This is a genomic window from Streptomyces sp. NPDC048370 (assembly GCF_043200825.1).
Lineage (GTDB): Bacteria > Actinomycetota > Actinomycetes > Streptomycetales > Streptomycetaceae > Streptomyces.
The window spans coordinates 23420-42426 of record NZ_JBICYI010000018.1 but is presented as its reverse complement, the minus strand read 5'-3'; the positions used below and the strand labels follow the sequence as shown (position 1 = coordinate 42426).

General features: G+C 73.4%; 15 protein-coding genes. 12 read left to right on the top strand and 3 right to left on the bottom strand.

From position 1 onward, the window contains the following. Positions 1 to 65 precede the first annotated feature (65 nt). The 11 genes from ACGFYP_RS30440 to ccrA all read left to right on the top strand — a co-directional run bounded on the left by ACGFYP_RS30440 (position 66) and on the right by ccrA (position 14811). Complete coding sequence (locus tag ACGFYP_RS30440) at positions 66 to 1232, top strand: zinc-binding alcohol dehydrogenase family protein (protein WP_393500332.1); 1167 nt, start codon at positions 66 to 68, stop codon at positions 1230 to 1232. A gap of 4 nt (positions 1233 to 1236) precedes the next feature. Further along, positions 1237 to 5793 (top strand): SDR family NAD(P)-dependent oxidoreductase, encoded by a 4557-nt coding sequence (locus tag ACGFYP_RS30435; protein WP_393500329.1) that lies wholly within the window; start codon positions 1237 to 1239, stop codon positions 5791 to 5793. Positions 5794 to 5808: 15 nt separating this feature from the next. Beyond that, positions 5809 to 7035, top strand: coding sequence for an ACP S-malonyltransferase (locus ACGFYP_RS30430; RefSeq protein ID WP_393500326.1), 1227 nt, complete (start codon positions 5809 to 5811; stop codon positions 7033 to 7035). Further along, positions 7032 to 7748, top strand: a complete 717-nt coding sequence (locus ACGFYP_RS30425; RefSeq protein WP_393500323.1) for an SDR family NAD(P)-dependent oxidoreductase — start codon at positions 7032 to 7034, stop codon at positions 7746 to 7748. Before ACGFYP_RS30430 ends, ACGFYP_RS30425 begins: the two co-directional genes overlap by 4 nt. Positions 7749 to 7779: 31 nt before the next feature. Next, positions 7780 to 8802 (top strand): 3-oxoacyl-ACP synthase III family protein, encoded by a 1023-nt coding sequence (locus ACGFYP_RS30420; protein WP_393500320.1) that lies wholly within the window; start codon positions 7780 to 7782, stop codon positions 8800 to 8802. Positions 8803 to 8840: 38 nt separating this feature from the next. Beyond that, entirely contained in the window at positions 8841 to 9095 is a 255-nt protein-coding gene (locus tag ACGFYP_RS30415) for an acyl carrier protein (RefSeq protein ID WP_361963758.1), read from the top strand. Between the two features lie 13 nt (positions 9096 to 9108). Further along, a complete protein-coding gene (gene asnB / locus ACGFYP_RS30410; RefSeq protein ID WP_393500315.1) occupies positions 9109 to 10959 on the top strand; it encodes an asparagine synthase (glutamine-hydrolyzing) in 1851 nt (616 codons plus the stop codon). A 144-nt stretch (positions 10960 to 11103) separates the two neighbouring features. Continuing rightward, positions 11104 to 11883 (top strand): thioesterase II family protein, encoded by a 780-nt coding sequence (locus tag ACGFYP_RS30405; RefSeq protein ID WP_393500312.1) that lies wholly within the window; start codon positions 11104 to 11106, stop codon positions 11881 to 11883. A 5-nt stretch (positions 11884 to 11888) separates the two neighbouring features. Then, a complete protein-coding gene (locus ACGFYP_RS30400) occupies positions 11889 to 12755 on the top strand; it encodes a metallophosphoesterase family protein (RefSeq protein WP_393500309.1) in 867 nt (288 codons plus the stop codon). Then, entirely contained in the window at positions 12752 to 13447 is a 696-nt protein-coding gene (locus ACGFYP_RS30395; protein WP_393500306.1) for a 4'-phosphopantetheinyl transferase, read from the top strand. The genes ACGFYP_RS30400 and ACGFYP_RS30395 overlap by 4 nt, the downstream gene beginning before the upstream one ends. Next, entirely contained in the window at positions 13444 to 14811 is a 1368-nt protein-coding gene (ccrA, locus tag ACGFYP_RS30390; protein ID WP_393500303.1) for a crotonyl-CoA carboxylase/reductase, read from the top strand. The genes ACGFYP_RS30395 and ccrA overlap by 4 nt, the downstream gene beginning before the upstream one ends. On the opposite strand, the gene ACGFYP_RS30385 is transcribed toward ccrA, so the two are convergent. Beyond that, entirely contained in the window at positions 14804 to 15535 is a 732-nt protein-coding gene (locus tag ACGFYP_RS30385; protein ID WP_393500300.1) for a DUF4232 domain-containing protein, read from the bottom strand. The two genes, ccrA and ACGFYP_RS30385, sit on opposite strands and share 8 nt — an antisense overlap. A gap of 208 nt (positions 15536 to 15743) precedes the next feature. On the opposite strand from ACGFYP_RS30385, the gene ACGFYP_RS30380 reads away from it, so the two are divergent. Beyond that, entirely contained in the window at positions 15744 to 17078 is a 1335-nt protein-coding gene (locus ACGFYP_RS30380) for a helix-turn-helix domain-containing protein (protein ID WP_393500297.1), read from the top strand. Positions 17079 to 17167: 89 nt separating this feature from the next. On the opposite strand, the gene ACGFYP_RS30375 is transcribed toward ACGFYP_RS30380, so the two are convergent. Both ACGFYP_RS30375 and ACGFYP_RS30370 read right to left on the bottom strand, forming a co-directional pair. Next, complete coding sequence (locus tag ACGFYP_RS30375; RefSeq protein ID WP_393500294.1) at positions 17168 to 18154, bottom strand: aldo/keto reductase; 987 nt, start codon at positions 18152 to 18154, stop codon at positions 17168 to 17170. A 15-nt stretch (positions 18155 to 18169) separates the two neighbouring features. Continuing rightward, positions 18170 to 19003 (bottom strand): thioesterase II family protein, encoded by an 834-nt coding sequence (locus ACGFYP_RS30370; protein ID WP_393500425.1) that lies wholly within the window; start codon positions 19001 to 19003, stop codon positions 18170 to 18172. Between the last annotated feature and the right edge of the window lie 4 nt (positions 19004 to 19007).

Sequence of the window (19007 nt, the reverse complement as noted above, 5' to 3'; positions counted from 1 at the left end):
GCGTCGACCTCAGGCGCAGGACGGCTCGTCACGTCCACAACCTGCACGCACATCTGGGGGAGTTGATGGAGACAGTCAAGGCATGGGTTCTGCCCGCAGGACCGGAGGACCGTTCGAAGGGGCCGGTGCGCGGTGAGTTGACCCTCAGCCGTATCCCGATCGCGTCGCCCGGCGAACACGAGGTGCTCGTCGAGCCCCTCGTGGGCTGCTGGGAGGCGAACATGGAACACGCGCTCGCCCGCACCCCCGTCGACATCGTCCGCCAGCGCGGCGAGGAGCAGATCACGGTCGGCACGTGCGGCGTGGTGCGCGTGCTGTCCGTCGGCTCCGCCGTGCGCGGGCTCCGCGAGGGCCAGGACTGCCTGTGGATCCCGTTCGGCCGGATCGACCGCAACGGCTACGCGGAGACCATCTCGGCCTACGACGCGCCGGGTTCGCCCGGCCTGCTCGCCGAGCGCATGGTCGTGCCCGCCGACCGGCTCGTACCGCTGCCGGAGGACGGCCGGTACCCCGTGGAGCGCTGGGCTCCGTTCGCGCGCTACTTCACCGCCTGGGACAACTGGCGGGTCACCAGCCGCTGCTGGCGCAGCCAGCTCGACGACGCCTGGGACGAGCAGCCGCTCGTCCTCGGCTGGGGCGGCGGCGTGGTCTACGCCGAGCTGGAACTGGCCCGCCGCGAGGGATTCCGTACGGCGATGGTCTCCGGCCGGGACAGCAGGCTCAAGGACATCGCCGCCTCGGGCGCGATCCCGGTCGACCGCCGGGAGTTCCCCGACCTGGACTACACCTGGGCCAAGGAGTCCGGTGAGCCCGACGCGATGGACCGCTACCGCGCCTCCGAGGCACGGTTCCTGGAGATCGTCGGCGAACTCTCCGGCGGCCTCGGCGTCTCGGTCTTCCTGGACAACCTCGGCGGCGGCCTCCACCGGGCCACGCTGAAGAGCCTGGCGCGCGAGGGCGTGGTGTCCACCGTGGGCTGGAAGACCGGCATGCGGCTGTGGAACCTGCGCGCCACCGAGTGCATCACCCGGCACATCCACGTCCACACGCACGCGTGGCGGTTCCAGGACGGCCCCCGCATCCGTGACGTGATGCAGGAGACCGGCTGGCTGCCCGACATCGCCGATGGGCCGGTCACGCCGTTCGACCGGATACCCGAACTGGCCGAGGCCTACAGCCGCGACGACCTCGACGGGTACTTCCCGTTGTTCTCCGTCGCCGGGAGGAACTGACCCGATGAGCGCCCGATCCTTCGACGTCGCGGTCGTCGGCATGGCCTGCGCCTTCCCCGGCGCGCCCGACCTCGCCCAGTACTGGGCGAACGTCGTCGCCGGCGTCGACTCGGTCACCGAGGTCGACGCCGAGCGCTGGCCGACCGAACGCCACTGGGCGGGCGCCGAGGCCCCGTCGGGGGAGCGGTCGCCGTCGAAATGGGGCGGTTTCCTGCCGCCCCTGCCCTTCGACGCGCTGAGCCACGGCGTGCCGCCCGCCTCGCTCGGCGCCATCGAGCCCGCCCAGCTGCTGGCCCTGGAGACCGCCACCCGGGCGCTCGCGGACGCCGGCTACGCCGACCGGCCCTTCGACCGGGAGGCGACGTCCGTCGTCTTCGCCGCGGAGGCGGGCGCCGACCTCGCCTCCGCGTACGCGATGCGGTCGCTGCTGCCGCTGCACCTGGACGAGCTGCCCGCCGAGCTCGACGCGCGGCTGCCGCACCTCACCGAGGACTCCTTCCCCGGCACGCTGGCCAACGTGATCGCGGGACGGGTGGCCAACCGGCTCGACCTCGGCGGACCGAACTACACTGTCGACGCCGCGTGCGCGTCCTCGCTCGCCGCGCTCGACCAGGCCTGCAAGGAACTCCTCGCGGGCACCAGTGACATGGTCCTGTGCGGGGCCGTCGACACGCACAACGGCCTGCACGACTACCTGATGTTCGGCTCGGTGAAGGCGCTCTCGCCGACGGGACGCTGCCGTCCCTTCGACGCGTCCGCCGACGGCATCGTGCTCGCCGAGGGCGTGGCCTGCCTCGTCCTGAAGCGTCTCGAGGACGCCGAGCGGGACGGCGACCGCGTCTACGCCGTGGTCAAGGGCGTCGGCGCGGCCAGCGACGGGCGCGGACTCGGTCTGACCGCGCCCCGCCCCGAGGGCCAGCGGCGCGCCCTGGAGCGCGCCTACGCCACCGCCGGGATCTCACCGCGCGAGGTCGGCCTCGTGGAGGCCCACGGCACCGGCACGGTCCTGGGCGACCGGACCGAACTGGAGACGCTCACCGGAGTGTTCAGCGAGGCGGGCGCCGAACCCGGCGCGTGCTCGCTGGGTTCGGTGAAATCGCTCATCGGCCACGCCAAGTGCGCCGCGGGCATGGCCGGGCTGATCAAGGCCGTCCTCGCCGTGCACACCGGCGTACGGCCGCCGACACGGCACGTGAAGGCCCCCAACGCCGCCTGGTCCGCCGGGACCAGCCCCTTCGCCTTCGACACCGCCGCCCGCCCGTGGACCGACACCGAACGGGTCGCCGGAGTCAGCGCGTTCGGCTTCGGCGGGGTCAACTACCACGCGGTCGTCACCGCCGCCGAGCCGCGCACCAACGCCCCCGCGCCCGCCGGTTCGCACCCCCGACTGCTGCAGTTCCGAGGCACCGAGGACGAGGTACGCGCCTCCCTTGACGCCCTCGCCGCCCGGCAGGCCGACGGCGCCGCGCTCCGCGACCTGGCCGCCGTCACCGGCACCGGCCCGACACGGGTCGCGATCGTCGCCGAGGACGCGGCCGGTCTTCGCGAACAGATCGACCTCGCGCTGCGCCTCCAGGACGCGCCCGAGCGCGGCGTCCACGTCGGCGACGGCACCCGCACGCCCGTCGCGCTGCTCGTCCCCGGACAGGGCAGCCAGCGGCCGGGGATGCTCGCCGACCTGTTCCTGGCCTTCCCCCGGCTGCACCGCTTCCTGCGCACCGACCCGGCCCTCGCCGACGCCGTGTTCCCGCCCGGCGTCTTCGACGGCGACGCCCCGCGCCTGGTCGACACCCGCCTCGCGCAACCCGCCCTCGGCATCGGCGGCCTGGCCGCCCTCGACCTGCTGCGCGCCTGCGGCGTCGAGGCCGACCTGCTCGGCGGTCACAGCTACGGCGAACTCGTCGCCCTCGCCGCCGCCGGCGTGCTCCCCGAGGACGCCGTGCTGCCGCTGAGCGGCGCCCGCGCCGAGGCCATGCACGCCGCCGCCGGTACGGACGCGGGCGCCATGGCCGCCGTCGCAGCGCCCGCCGACGCCGTCGCCGCCCTGCTCACCGAGCACGGCCTGGCCGATGACGTCGTCCTCGCCAACCACAACGCGCCGGACCAGGTGGTGCTCGCCGGGTCCGCCGCCGGGATCGACGCGGCCGTCGCCGCGCTGCGTACCGCCGGGCTCACGGCCAAGCGGCTCCCGGTCGCCGCCGCGTTCCACAGCCCCAGGATGGAGCCCGCCGTCGAGGCGTTCGCCGAGGCGCTGGCGGCACAGGAGTTCCGCGCGCCCCAGGTGCCCGTGTGGTCCGGGGCCACCGCCGAGCCGTACCCGGCCGAACCGGACGCCGCACGGGCGCTGCTGGCCGACGCGCTCGCGCGGCCCGTCCGGTTCGCCGAGCAGATCGAGCGGATGTACGCCGCCGGGGCCCGCGTCTTCGTGGAGGCCGGGCCCGGCACCGTGCTGACCCGCCTGGTCGGTGCCGTCCTCGGCGCCCGGCCGCACACGGCCCTGTCCGTGGAGGCGCCCGGCCGCCCCGGCGTGCCCCACCTGCTCGGCACCCTCGCCGCCCTCGCCGTACGCGGGGTACCGGTGCGGCCGGACGCCCTGACCGGGGAGACGGCGGAGGCACCGCAGCCGACGCCTCCCGTGCGGTGGACGGTGGACGGCCACCTGGTCCGTACGGCGGACGGCGAGCCCGTCCCTGGCGGCCTGCGACCCGCCGAACCGCCCGTCGCGCTCACCACCACCGGCGGCGAACGCGACGAGACCGTCATCGAGTTCCTGCGAGGCACCCAGCGCATCGTCGCCGCGCAGCAGGAGGTCATGCTCCGCTACCTCGGCGGCGAAGCCTCCACGAGCACTCCCGCGCCCGCCCCCGCACCCGTCGCTGCACCTGCTGTGGTGAAGCCGCCCACCGAGTCCGCATCCGCGCCGACCGTCCTGGAACTGATCGCGGGGCGCACCGGGTACCCGGCCGACATGCTCGACCCGGACCTGGACCTGGAGGCCGCGCTCGGCGTCGACTCGCTCAAGCGCACGGAGATAGCCGCCACCCTCCTCGGCGGAACCCCGCACGCGGAGTCCGTGGGCGCCCTCGCCGACCTGCGCACCATCCGGGAGATGACCGAGTGGCTGGCCGCCCGCACCGACGGCGGCTCCGACGGCGGCTCCGACGCCCGCACCGACGGCGGCACGCGTCGCCATGTGGTCGAGCTGGTGCCGGCGCCCCACGTCCCGGGGGAGTGGCGGGCCGAGCGCGCCGCGATCAGCGGAGCCGGCGAGGTCGCCGCCGAACTGGCCCTGCTGCTCAAGGAGCGCGGCACCGAGGTCGTGGACGACCCCGCCGACTGCGACACCTTCCTGCTGCTCGACGCGCTCGACGCGCCCGGCGGCGACGGCGGTGACCCCGTCCTGCCCGGCCGCTTCGCCGCCGTGCGCGCGGCGGTCCTCGCGGGCGTACGCACCCTGCTCCTCGCCACCTGTCACGACGAAGGACCGGCGGGCGCGGGCCTGCACGGCTTCGCTCGCGCGCTCTCCCGTGAGTACCCCGACCTCGCCGTGGCCGCGGTCGACCTGCCCGGCGGCCGCTCGCCCTCCGAGGCCGCGCGGGCCCTTGCCGACGAACTCGACGCGCCGCAGCCGTCCGTCGGCCACCTCGAAGGCCGCCGCGCCCTCTGGCGTACCACCGCCGCCGAACTGCCCGCCGCGCCGCCCACCGGCGTCACGGCGGCGGAGCTCGGGCTCGACCGCGACAGCGTCGTCCTGCTCACGGGTGGCGCCCGGGGCATCACCGCCCGCCTCGCGGCCGCCCTGGCCGAACGCACCGGCTGCCACGTCGAGTTGGTCGGCCGCAGCGAACCCGCCGCCGACGCCGCCCTGGACGGGGCCGCCCTGCGCGCCCGTCTGATCGCCGAGGGCGGGCGCGCCCCCGCCGACATCGAGCGCGAGGTGCGCGTGTACGGAGCCTCCCGCGAGGTCCGGCTCTGCCTGGACGCCCTCGCAGGGAGGGCCGCGTCGGTGCGGTACCACCGCGCGGACGTGACGGACCCGGAGCGGCTGCGCGCCGTCCTCGACGACGTGTACGCCCGGCACGGACGCCTCGACACCGTGGTGCACGCGGCGGGGGTCGTCCACGACCAGATGCTCCCCGACAAGTCCCCGGAGTCGTTCGCCGAGGTCTTCGGGACCAAGGTCGCCGGCGCCCGCGCGCTGGTCGAGCACCTGCGCCCAGGCCTGCGTCACCTGGTGCTCTTCGGCAGCATCGCGGGCGTCCTCGGCAACCGGGGCCAGAGCGACTACGCCGCAGCCAACGACGCCCTCGACACCCTGGCCCGCCAGTGGTCCGGCCACGTGGCCGACCGGGTGCTCGCCCTGGACTGGGGCCCGTGGGCGGCGGACGCGGGCGGCATGGTCACCCCCGAGCTGGAGCGCGCGTACACGCGGAGCGGCATCGGCCTGATCGACCCGGACGAGGGCGTGGAGGCGTTCCTGCGCGAGCTGGCGTTCGGCCGCGACCTCCAGGTGCTGCACGCCGTCGGCGACCCCACCGCCTTCGGGGGCGACCTTGACTGACATACTCCTCCACGCGTGTCGGAGGCGAGCGTGACGGACGTGCTCCTCGCCGCCGCGCGCACGCCCGCCGAGCTGCTCGACGCGCTGCGCTCGCGCCGCCCCGCCGGCACCGGACCCTGCCGGGTCGCCGTGTTCGACCCCACGCCCGAGCGCGTGGAGCAGGCGGCGCGGATCGTCGCCAGGGGCGAGCCCTGGCGCGGCGGCAACGACCTCTGGTTCACCCCGGGCCCCGGGCTCGGGGGCGGTGTCGTCTTCCTCTTCCCCGGCCTCGACGGCCGCATGGGGCCGGCCCCCGACGACGTCCGGGGCTGGTTCGGCCTGCCCGCGGAACCGAGGACCGACGACGACTCCCTCGGCGCCCGCACCCAGGCCGCGCTGCGGCTGAACCGGGTCCTCGACACCGCGCTGCGCCGCATCGGCATCACCCCCGACGCCGTGGCCGGCCACAGCGCGGGGGAGTGGAGCGCCCTGTTCGCGGCGGGCACGTTCCCCGCGCGGGCCTTCGAGGCGACGGCCCGCGACATGGGCACCTCGCCCGTGCCGGACGTGGTCTTCGCCGCCGTCGGCCTGCCCGCGGCGGCCGCCGCCCGACTCGCCGAGGGCGAGCCCCGCGTGGTGCTCTCCCACGACAACGCCCCCGACCAGAGCGTGCTCTGCGGGGACGAGGACGCCGTGGAGCGCTGCCTCGACCGGATCGCCGACCCGGCGGTCCCGCGCCGGGTCCTGCCGTTCCGGTCCGGTTTCCACACGCCGATGCTGGCCCCGTACCTGCCCGGCTTCGCCGAGGTGTTCGACCGGATCCCGCTGGAACGGCCGACCGTGCCCGTCTGGTCCGCGACCACCGTCAGCCCCTACCCGGACGACGAGGCGACGTTACGCGCGCTCCTCGAACGCCACCTGCTCGAACCCGTCCTCTTCCGGTCGGTGGTGGAGCGCCTCCACGACGACGGCGCCCGCGTGTTCGTCCAGGTCGGCTGCGGAAGCCTCCTCCGCTTCGTCGCGGCCACGCTCGCCGACCGCCCCCACGCGGTGGTCGGCGCCGGGTCCACGACCCGGCCGCAATTCGACCAACTGCGCTGGGCCGCCGCCGCGCTGTGGGCGGAGGGCCGCGCCCCCGACCTGGGCGCGCTCGGCCTCGCGCCGCCCGGCGGCGACACCGTGGCCGCCGTCTACGAGGCGGCCATGGCCACCGTCAGCGCCTCCATCGACGAGGTCTACCGCAACTGGAAGGGACGGGCGTGAGCGAGCAGCGACGAGCAGTCGTGACGGGCGCGGCCAGCGGGATCGGCGCGGCCGTCGCCGAACGGCTGGTCAGGGCAGGCTGGGCGGTCACCGGCTGGGACCGCAGACCGGGCACCGGGACCGGCATCGACTGGCACACCGTGGACGTCCGCGACGCCGAGGACGTCCACGCCGCCGCCGCGGCCGTGCCCGAGGCCGACCTCCTCGTCAACAGCGCCGGCGTGGGCGCCATCGCGCCCTCGGCCGAACTGCGTCCGCAGACCTGGGAGCGCGTCCTCGGGGTCAACCTCAGCGGCACGTTCTACTGCGCCCAGGCGCTGTTCCCCGCCCTCGCCGCGCGCGGCGGACTCGTCGTGAACGTCGCCTCCGTCATGGCGCACCGCGCCGTCCCCGGCCGCGCCGCCTACTGCGCCTCCAAGGCGGGCGTCGTGATGCTCACCGAGGTGCTCGGCGTGGAGTGGGCCGAGCACGGGGTGCGCGTCCTGGCCGTCAGCCCCGCCTATGTGCGGACGCCGCTGGTGGAGAAGGGCTTCGAGAACGGCAACCTCGACGAGGCCGCCATCGCCGCCCGCACCCCGCTGGGCCGGCTCGCCACGCCCGGTGAGGTCGCCGACCTCGTCCTCGACCTCACCGGCGAGCGATACGCGTACATGACCGCCACCACCCTGCGCTTCGACGGCGGCTGGGTCGCCGACGGCGTGTTCCCCCGCTGAGCAGCCCACGATGAAGGAGTACCGACCGACCATGCCTCCCGCCGACTTCGGGATCCTCGGCCTCGCGCACGCCCTCGGCGACCCGAGGGACGTCGCCGCCACCGCGGCCGACTACGTCGACGACCCCGACCGGGTCCTGCTCTGGGGCTACCGCACCTACCACCGCTCGCCCGAGGGCACCACGCCCACCGCGCTCGCCGCCCGCGCCGCCACGAAGGCGCTCGCCAAGGCGGGCGTCGACCCCAGGGACCTCGACCTCGTCGTCGTCGCGGACAGCAGCGTCCCCGACTACCTGCTCTGGGACGCCTCCACGGCCCTCGCGCGCGAGATCGGTGCCACCGCCTCCCCCACGCTGCTGCTCACCCAGGGCTGCGCCTCCGGCGTCACCGCCTTCCAGCACATCGCCGGCACCTTCGCCACCCGCGAGGACGTCGACACCGTGCTGCTCGTCGCCGTGAACCAGGCGAGCGAGGCGCACACCAACCGCATGCGCAGCAACACGCTCCTCTCCAGCGACGGAGCGGCGGCCGCCGTCCTGCGCCGGGGCCACGGCAGGCTGCGCTGGCTGGCCACCGAGCAGATCACCGACCCGACGTACAACGACTTCTACCGCGTCGAGTACGGCGGCGCCGCCGCGCCGTTCCCGCCCGAGGGCACCGCCAACCTCGACGTCGACCCGCTCGCCCTGGTGTACCGGCACTTCCGCCGCGAGCCCGAGCACCTGGCGAAGTTCGTCCGCACCCTCAACACCCGGGTGCGCACGGTCTACGAGCGCGCCTGCGACCGCGCGGGCGTGGACACCGACCAGGTGGCGAAGTTCCTCTTCCTCAACGACAACCAGGACAGCATCGCCGACATCGCCAAGGCCGTCGGCGTACCGCTGGAGCGCACCAACGCCGCGCTCGGCGCCGACCTCGGCCACTGCGGCGGGGCCGACCAGCTCATCTGTCTCGACACCTACCTGGAGCGCGGCGACCTCGTCGAGGGCGACGTGGTCGCCCTCGCGGGCATCTCCATCGGCATGCACTGGTACTGCACGCTCCTCACCGTCTGACCGACGACTCAGCACACGACACCACAAAGGAAAGCGCTATGGCGGAAATGACCATCCCGGACCTGATCGACGTCTTCAACCGCAGCATCGGCGACCAGGACCCGGTCGAGCCGGAGGGCGACCCGTCGGACCTGACGTTCGCCGCGCTCGGCTTCGACTCGCTGACCACGCTCAACGCCGTCCGGCGGATCGAGCGCAAGCACGGCATCGAGCTCGGCGAGAACGTGGTCAGCGAGGCGAGGACCCCCCGCCAGCTGCTCGACCGCGTCAACACCGCCCTCAGCGGCGTTTGAGGAGGACACGGGGATGTGCGGAATTACAGGATGGGTGGCGCACGGCGAGGAACTCGCCCGGCACCGCCCGGTCGTGCAGGCGATGACCGACACCATGGGCTGCCGAGGCCCTGACGCCGAAGGGGTCTGGATCGACGGGCCCGTCGCGTTCGGCCACCGCAGGCTCTCCATCATCGACCCGGCGGGCGGGGCGCAGCCCATGGTCGCCGAGCGCGAGGGCCGGACGCTCGCCGCGCTGACGTTCTGCGGCGAGATCTACAACTACCAGGAGCTCCGCGAGGAACTGGCGGCGCTGGGGCACGAGTTCCGCACCCGCAGCGACACGGAGGTCGTGCTCACCGCGTACCTCCAGTGGGGCATGGACTTCGCCGCCCGGCTCAACGGCATGTTCGCCATCGGGCTCTGGGACGCGGCCACCCGCGAACTGCTGCTCGTGCGCGACCCGATCGGCGTCAAGCCGCTGTACTACGCGCGCACCGCCAACGGCGTCCTGTTCGGCTCGGAGCCCAAGGCCGTCCTGGCCAACCGCGCCGTGCCGCGCCGTGTCGACGCGCAGGGCCTCGCCGAGATCCTCGACATGGTCAAGACCCCGGAGATCACCCCGTTCGCCGACCTCTCCGAGGTCAGGCCCGGCCAGATCGTGCGGGTGACCGAGGGCGGTCTCACGAAGACGAGGTACTGGCAGCTCACCGCGCGCGAGCACACCGACGACCTCGACACCACCATCGGCACCGTCCGCGGCCTGCTGGAGGACATCGTGTCCCGCCAGCTCATCGCGGACGTCCCGGTCGCCACGCTGCTCTCCGGCGGCCTGGACTCGTCGGCGATCACCGCCCTCGCCCACCGCGCGCTCACCGCCGAGGGCCGCGGCCCGGTGCGGTCGTACTCGGTGGACTTCCAGGGCGCGGCCGACCAGTTCGAGCCCGACGCGGTGCGCGGCACGGCCGACGCGCCGTACGTGCGCGACTTCGTCGCCCAGGTGGGGACCGACCACCTCGAGGTGCTCCTCGACAGCGCCGAGCTGGCCGACCCGGCCGTACGGGCGGCGATCCTCGCCGCCACCGACCTGCCGCCGGGGTACTGGGGCGACCTGTGGCCGTCGCTGTACCTGCTGTGCCGGGAGATCCGGAAGCGGGCGACCGTGGTCCTCTCCGGCGAGTCCGCCGACGAACTGTTCGGCGGCTACCGGTGGTACCAGCGGGACGAGGCGGTCAACGCGCCGACCTTCCCGTGGCTCACCCCCGGCTCGGCCCGCATCTTCGGCGGCAGCTCGCTGATCGACCAGGGCCTGCTGGCCAAGCTGGACCTGGAGGGCTACCGCCAGGACCGCTACGCCGAGGCCGTCGCCGAGGTGCCGGTGCTCCCCGGCGAGAGCGCCGTCGACCGGCGGATGCGCGAGGTCACGTACCTCAACATCACCCGGTTCATGCAGGCGGTCCTCGACCGCAAGGACCGGATGAGCATGGCCGTCGGCCTAGAGGTCCGCGTCCCGTTCTGCGACCACCGGCTGATGGACTACGTGTTCAACGTGCCCTGGGCCATGAAGTCCTTCGACGGCAGGGAGAAGAGCCTGCTGCGCGCCGCCGCCCGCGACGTGCTGCCGACCTCGATCCTGGAGCGCACGAAGACGCCGTTCCCCGCCACCCAGGACACCCGCTACGAGCAGGCGCTCCGCGCCGAGCTGCGCGCGGTGCTCGCCGACCCGGACGCCCCGGTGCGGCCGCTCCTGAACACCACCAGGGTCACCCGGGTCCTCAACCGCGAGCTGGACGACGTCAGCCTCCCGCACGATCGCGGGGGCCTGGAGATGGCGCTCTGGCTCAACCGGTGGCTGACCAACTACGACGTGACCGTGGACGTCTGAGCCGACGTCCGCGGCTCCGTCCGCGCCACCGCGGTGCCGACCGGTCCGAGAGACCGGCCGGCACCGCACCGGTACGGAGAGCGGGAGCCGTCCCGCTCTCCGTACCGTTCGATCCGACCGCACGTGTTGAAACAAGGGGAACTGATGGCGAACCGGTCCAGCGACGAACACAAGCTGTGGATGCGGAGCTTCCATCCCACGTCGACCGGCGCACCGCGCCTTCTCTGTCTGCCGCACGCGGGAGGCTCCGCGAGCTTCTTCTTCCCCGTGTCGGCGGCCCTGGGGCCCGAGGTCGACGTCCTCGCGGTGCAGTACCCCGGCCGTCAGGACCGGCGTGCGGAGCCCGCCGCCGACTCCATCGAGGCCCTCGCCGACGAGCTGTTCCGGGTCCTCGACCCCCACGACGAGTCGCCCCTGGCCCTGTTCGGGCACAGCATGGGCGCCGTCGTCGGCTTCGAACTCGCCCGCCGTCTCGAGGCCGCCGGGCGCCCGCCCGCCGTCCTCTTCGCCTCCGGCCGCCGCGGCCCGTCCCGGGTCCGCACCGAACTGGTCCACCAGCGCGACGACGCCGGTCTCGTCGAGGAGATGAAGAAGCTCAACGGCACCGACCTCACCCTCCTCGACGACCCGGAGATGCTGCAGATGATCCTGCCGGCGATCCGCGCCGACTACCGGCTCGTGGAGACCTACCGGCGCGGCCCGGGAGAGCGGTTGAGCTGCCCGGTCGTCGTGATGACCGGTGACGCCGACCCGCGGGTCACGCTCGACGAGGCGCGCAGTTGGGACGAGGAGACCACCGGCGCCTTCGAGCTCCTGGTGCACCCCGGCGGCCACTTCTACCTCGTGCCGCAGCACCGCGCCGTCAACGCCCAGATCAAGGAGTACCTGCGCAAGCTCGCCCCGCGAGCGGAAGCCCAGGTGTGAGACCCATGACCGACCGAGGGACCGAAAGGACCGAAGGGTCCGGCCGCCTGCTCGCCGTGAGCGACCTGCACGTCTCCCACGCCGAGAACCGGCGCATCGTCGAGGACATGAAGCCGGAGAACGACGGCGACTGGCTCATCGTCGCCGGTGACATCGGCGAGCTGACCACGGACATCGAGTGGGCCCTGACCCTGCTGCGCGACCGGTTCGCCGAGGTGGTGTGGGCGCCGGGCAACCACGAGCTGTGGACCCACCCGTCGGACCCGGTCCAGCTGCGCGGCCAGGCCCGCTACGACCACCTGGTCGCCTTCTGCCGGACCCTGGGCGTCCACACGCCCGAGGACCCGTATCCGGTCTGGCGGGGAGCGGGCGGACCGGTGACGGTCGCCCCGCTGTTCCTGCTGTACGACTACACCTTCCGCGCGCCCGGGCTCACCCAGGAACAGGCGCTGGCCCGCGCCTACGACGCCGGTGTGGTCTGCAGCGACGAGTTCCTGCTGCACCCGGACCCCTTCCCGAGCCGCGAGGCCTGGTGCCGGGCCCGCGTCGGCGCCACCGAGGAACGGCTCGCCGCCTGCGACCCGGAGATCCCCCTGGTCCTCGTGAACCACTTCCCGCTCGTACGGGAGCCCACGTCCGTGCTGTGGTTCCCCGAGTTCGCGCAGTGGTGCGGCACCGAGCTGACCGCCGACTGGCACCGCAGGTTCCGTACCGCGGCCGCCGTCTACGGACACCTGCACATCCCCCGCGACACCACCTACGACGGGGTGCCCTTCATGGAGGTCTCCCTCGGCTACCCCCGCGAGTGGAGCAGGCGGGGCCTGCCGCGGACGCTGCTGCGCCCGGTGCTCCAGGAGGAGGCGCGCGGATGATCGGCGACATCCTCCCGGCCGGCGTACGGTACGCGGACTCCCGCACCGACCTGACGCACGAGCCGCTCCACCCGGAAGAGGAACAGCACATCGCCCTCGCCGTCGACACCCGTCGGCGGGAGTTCACCACGACCCGCGCCTGCGCCCGCAAGGCGCTGGCGGGCCTGGGCATCCCCTCCGTACCGATCCTGCCGGGGCAGCGGGGTGCGCCGCAGTGGCCGACGGGCGTCGTCGGCAGCATGACGCACTGCGTCGGCTACCGCGCCGCGGCGGTGGCCCGCGCGGGGGAGGCCCTGACCATCGGCATCGACGCCGAACCGAACGAACCCCTGCCGGACGGCGTCCTGGAGGCCATCGCCTTCCCGAAGGAGAGCGCGGCCGTCGACGCGCTGGGGCGCGCGAACACGGGCGTGTGCTGGGACAGGCTGCTGTTCAGCGCGAAGGAGTCCGTGTACAAGGCGTGGTTCCCGCTGACCGAGCGGTTCCTCTCCTTCGAGGACGCGACGATCACCTTCGACGTCGACGGCGACAGCCGGACCGGCACCTCGGGCGGCTTCCACGCCGAGCTCCTCGTCGAAGGCCCCTGGCCGACGGGGCGCCGGATGGCCGGCCGCTGGAGCGTGCGCGACGGACTGCTCGGCACCTCGATCGTCCTGCTCCACAGCTCAGTTCAGACGAGGAGAGACACGTGAAGGACATTGCCGGCGCCATCCTCTCGGGGGAGGCGACCGCCGACGACATCCGCGCCCTGCCGATCCCCGAGAGCTATCGGGGAGTCGTCGTCCGCAAGGACGAGGCCGAGATGTTCGCGGGCATGGACTCCGCGGACAAGGACCCCCGCAAGTCCCTCCACCTGGACGAGGTGCCGGTGCCCGAGCTGGGGCCCGGCGAGGCGCTGGTGGCGGTGATGGCCAGCTCGATCAACTACAACACCGTGTGGAGCTCGATCTTCGAACCCCTGCCCACCTTCGGCTTCCTGGAGCGCTACGCCAAGCAGCAGCCGCAGGGCCGACGCCACGACCTGCCGTACCACGTCCTCGGCTCGGACCTCGCGGGTGTGGTCCTGCGCACCGGGCCGGGCGTGAACGCCTGGCAGCCGGGCGACGAGGTCGTCGCCCACTGCCTCTCGGTCGAGCTGGAGTCGCCGGACGGCCACGACGACACGATGCTCGACCCCCAGCAGCGCATCTGGGGCTTCGAGACCAACTTCGGCGGCCTGGCCGAGATCGCGCTCGTGAAGTCCAACCAGCTGATGCCCAAGCCCAAGCACCTGACCTGGGAGGAGTCCGCCTCCCTCGGCCTGGTCAACTCCACCGCGTACCGCCAGCTGGTCTCCCGCAACGGCGCCGGGATGAAGCAGGGCGACAACGTGCTGATCTGGGGCGCGAGCGGCGGACTCGGCTCGTACGCCACCCAGTTCGCGCTGGCCGGCGGCGCCCACCCGGTCTGTGTCGTGTCCTCCCCGGAGAAGGCGGAGATCTGCCGGGCGATGGGCGCGGAGGCGGTCATCGACCGCAGCGCCGAGGGGTACCGGTTCTGGAAGGACGAGCGCACCCAGGACCCCAGGGAGTGGAAGCGCTTCGGCAAGCGCATCCGCGAGCTCACCGGTGGCGAGGACGTGGACATCGTCTTCGAGCACCCCGGCCGCGAGACCTTCGGTGCCAGCGTCTACGTCGCCCGGAAGGGCGGCACGATCGTCACCTGCGCCTCGACCTCGGGCTACAACCACGAGTACGACAACCGCTACCTGTGGATGTCGCTGAAGCGGATCGTCGGCTCGCACTTCGCCAACTACCGCGAGGCGTGGGAGGCCAACCGGCTCGTGATCAAGGGCAAGATCCACCCCACCCTCTCCAGGACCTACTCCCTGGAGGAGACCGGCCAGGCGGCCCACGACGTCCACCGCAACGTCCACCAGGGCAAGGTCGGCGTCCTCGGCCTCGCCCCGGAAGAGGGCCTGGGCGTCCGCGACCCGGAGATGCGCGCGAAGCACATCGACGCCATCAACCGCTTCCGCCCCCCGACGGAGCAGCCGGAGGCCCCGGCCGTCAGTTGAGCGCGTCCTCCATGCTGTGCTGCCAGTACGTCACCCGGAGCGAGGAGTCGACGTACACGCCCTTCCCGGCGAGCGAGGGCTGCGCCACCGTGCCGTTCTTGAAGCCGACGGCGAGGCTGTTGGTCGCGTAGCCGTGCGTCCCGCTGCCGTCGGCGGCCGAGAGCCGGACACCCGCGTACCCGGACTCGCCAGGGGCGAGGGTGACGACCGCCTGGGGGTGGGTGGACTCGTCCACCGGGGGCACGGCCTGGGCCTCGCCGAAGCGCGCGTACGGGTGGCCGAGGAGGTCGCAGTGGCGGGAGCCGGTGTTGGTGACGGTGATCAGGAGGTGGTTCAGGGGGCGGGCGACCGGGGTGGCGATGGTCTTGACGGTGCCTGCGCCGCACTGCGGGTTCCTGGACTCGCCGCCCTTGCCGCCGCTCTCCTGGCTCCCGCTCTCCTTGCCGCCGGACTTCCCGCCGTTCCCACCGTTTGTGGTGGACCCGGCCGACGAACCCGACGAACCCGACGGACTCTTGGTGGCCGCCGCCGTCGGGCTCTTGGTCGACGGTTGCGCGGTGGAGTCGGTGGCGTCGGCGGACGGGGTGGGCTGCGTGGAGGCGGAGGACGTGGCCTCGCTCCGTACGGAAGAGGCGTCGGTGCCGCCGCACGCGGTCAGCGAGAGCGCGGCGATCGCGACCGTCGTCGCGGCGAGGAGTCGGGTTCGGGTGATGCGTCCGGACATGACAGGTCCCCCTGGGTATGGGTGGGTCGGGTGCAGGCCGGCGGTCCGACGGCTGCGGCGTGCTTGGATGACCACAGCGTGTGTGAAGATCCGTCCCGCCCGCCACAACCGCCGGGTGGTTCGGGACGCTGGGACGATGTCAGGTCGCTGACCTGGGGAGATGTCGATCCCTGGGATGCGGGGGCGGGATGTGGGAGAGGGTGAAACGGTGGTCGGGGACGAGTTCGCGACGCTGCTGGGACGGCTCAAGGAACGGTCGGGCCTGAGCTATGGCACGTTGGCGAAGCGACTGCACCTGAGCGGTTCCACACTCCACCGGTACGTCACCGGGGAGGCGCTGCCGACGGACTACGCGCCCGTGGAGCGGTTCGCCCGGCTGTGCAAGGCGACGCCCGACGAACTCGTCGAGCTGCACCGGCTCTGGGTGCACGCGGACGTCACGCGCCAACGCAAGAACACGGCGCCCGAGCCGACACCGGCCCCGGCGGAAGTACCGGCTCCGGCTCCGACACCGGCTTCGGCGGAAGCACCGGCCACGGAGCCGGAGACGGCCGCCTCGACCCCGAGCACCCCCGCTCCCGACGGCGAACTGGTCGTCACCGGCCCCGGGCCGGAGGCCGAGCCCCGCCCCCGGCGCGGGTGGCGTCGGCGTACCGTCGCGATCGCCGGCGCGGCAGTCGTCGCGGCCGTCGTGTCGGTGGCGCTCGTGCTGAACATCCCCACCGGCGCGGACGGCGACGACAAGCGGCGGACCACGGGCGCCTCGTCCGTCTCCGAGGGCCCGGAGACCGCCCCCGCCACCACGGTCCCCACCCCGTCGGCGTCGGGCAGGAGCGGCAGCGCAGGCCCGACCCCCTCCACGTCGAAGAGCACGGGCGCGGGAACGGGAAAGGGCCCGGGTACGGGAACGGGTGAGGCCGAGGCCACCGCGCCGACCGTCGCCACCAACCCGTACAAGTGGGACGGCCCGTGCAGCCAGCACTACCTGCTGAACCGGGAGCCCGCACAGGTCCCCCCGCCGCCCGTCGAGGCGGAGGCGCCCGGTTGGGTCTCGGCGCTCGGCGGCGTGGCGGGCGGCGACCACATGCTCGCGCTGACGGTGCAGGGCACAGGGAAGCAGACCGTCGTCGTGGAGGCCCTCCACGTCCGCGTCGAGAAGAAGGGCGCGCCGCTCGCCTGGAACGACTACAGCATGGGCGTCGGCTGCGGCGGTGACGTGGCCACCAAGTCCTTCGCCGTGGACCTCGACTCCCCGCGCCCCGACATCAGCCCCGTCGCCGGTCAGCGGGACTTCCCGTACAAGGTCAGCGAGTCTGACCCCGAGGTCTTCTACGTGACGGCGCGCGCCCAGGCGCACGACGTGAGCTGGTACCTCGAACTGGACTGGTCCAGCGGCAAGCAGCGCGGGACGGTCCGGATCGACGACAACGGCAAGCCGTTCCGCACGAGCGGCAATGTGGGCCGGCCCGGCTACGACCGTCCGCTGGGCTGGAACGAGTGGATCGACCGTCCCGTGGAGGACAACAGCGAACAGACGCCGTAGGGCGGCAGGAAGGGCAGGAAGGGCAGGAACGGCAGGAACCCCGCGCCTCGTGCGAGGCGCGGGGTTCCTGGATGCCCGGCGGAGACGCGTCAGTTGACGGAGTCGAGCTTCGTCCGCTGCTCCTCGGTCAGTTCGAGGTCGACCGCGCCCAGGTTCTCGTCGAGCTGGGCCACCGAAGAGGCGCCGACCAGCGGAAGCACCGGGATGTCGCCGCCCATCAGCCAGGCCAGCACCACCTGGTTGACCGTCGCGCCGGTCTCCGCCGCGACCTCGCGGACCGCCTTCAGACGGGGCTCGGTGCCCGCGTGCTCGAAGCCCGCGCCGAGCGGCTTGTCGTCCCGTACGTACGCGCCCGAGATCAGCGGCGAGTACGAGACCTGGGTGAGCTCGGGGTTGGCGCGCAGGTAGCTGAGCAGGTCGCCGCTGACCAGGCCCTGGTTGCCGTCGGGGGAGCGCAGGCTCGGGATGTCCATGCGCTGGCGCAGGTAGCTGTGGTGGTGCTGGAGCACCTCGTAGCCGGGCACGCCCGCGGCGGCGGCCAGGGTGCGGGCCCGCTCGACGCGCCAGGCCCAGTGGTTGCTGGCGCCGAGCAGACCGGCCACACCGTCGGCGACGACGTCGGCGAAGCCCTGGACGGTCTCCTCGAGCGGGGTGTGCTCGTCCATGATGTGCGCGTACAGCAGGTGGATCTTCTCGATGCCGAGGCGCTCGCGACTGCGCTCCGACGACTCGCGGATGACCTTGGCGGAGAGGCCCTCGACGTCCAGGCTGAAGCCCGAGGTGGGCTGGTTGGGGCGGGCGCCCAGCTTGGTGGCGATGGTGATCTCGTCGCCGATGCCACGGCTCTTCAGCCAGCGGCCGACGAGCTCCTCGCTCTCGCCGCCCTGGGTGCCGTTGACCCAGAACGCGTAGTTGTTGGAGGTGTCGATGAACGTGCCGCCGGCCTCGACGAAGCGGTCGAGGATCGCGTAGGAGGTCGCCTCGTCGACCGTGGTGCCGAAGGTCATGGCACCGAGGCTCAGCACACTGACCTCGCGGCGCGTGGCGGGCGAACTTCCGATGACGCGGTACTTCATGACGGTCCTTTCGGATCAGGGGTGGGTGGGTGCGCCGGTGCTGACGGCGTCCGTGGTGCCGGCCGGCAGATCGGCGAGCAGCTCGGACACGATGGCGTCCAGGTGGGGTACGAGATAGAAGTGGCCGCCCGCGTACGAACGCAGCCGGAACGCGCCGGTGGTGTGGGCGTGCCAGGCCAGCGCCTGCGGCTCGTCGACGCGGGGGTCGATGTCGCCGATCAGCGCGGTGACGGGGCAGTCCAGCGGGGTGGCGCCACGGAAGCGGTACGTCTCCGTGGCCACGTAGTCGCTGCGGACGGCCGGCAGGATCGCGGCGAGCAGCTCCGGGTGGTCGAGCATCCGTTCGTCCGTGCCGCCGAGCAGCTTCATGTCCGCGATGAGCCGCTCGTCGTCGGCGAGGTGCACCGCGCCGGGGGCGGGGATCGACGGGGCGCGCCGTCCTGAGACGGCGAGCGCGGCGGGCGGGTGGCCCGCGTCGCGGAGCCGGCAGGCCACCTCGAAGGCGAGGGAGGCGCCCATGCTGTGCCCGAAGATCGTGAACGGCCGGTCCAGGAAGGTCTCCCGGGCGCCGAGCAGTTCGGCGGTCACCAGGTCGGCAAGGTCGTGCAGCGACTCCACGCACGGCTCGCCGAACCGCTCCTGACGGCCCGGGTACTGCACCACGAGCACCTCGGCGTGGCTCGCCAGGGCGGCCGAGAGCGGGAAGTAGTACGAGGCGTTGCCGCCCGCGTGCGGGAAGACCAGCAGGCGCGGGGCGCCGGCCGGGGCGGTGTGGAAGCGGCGCAGCCACGGCGTCCTGGTCGGCGCGACCGCAGTCCTGGCGGGGGGCGTCGGGCCGGGGGTGGTCACACCG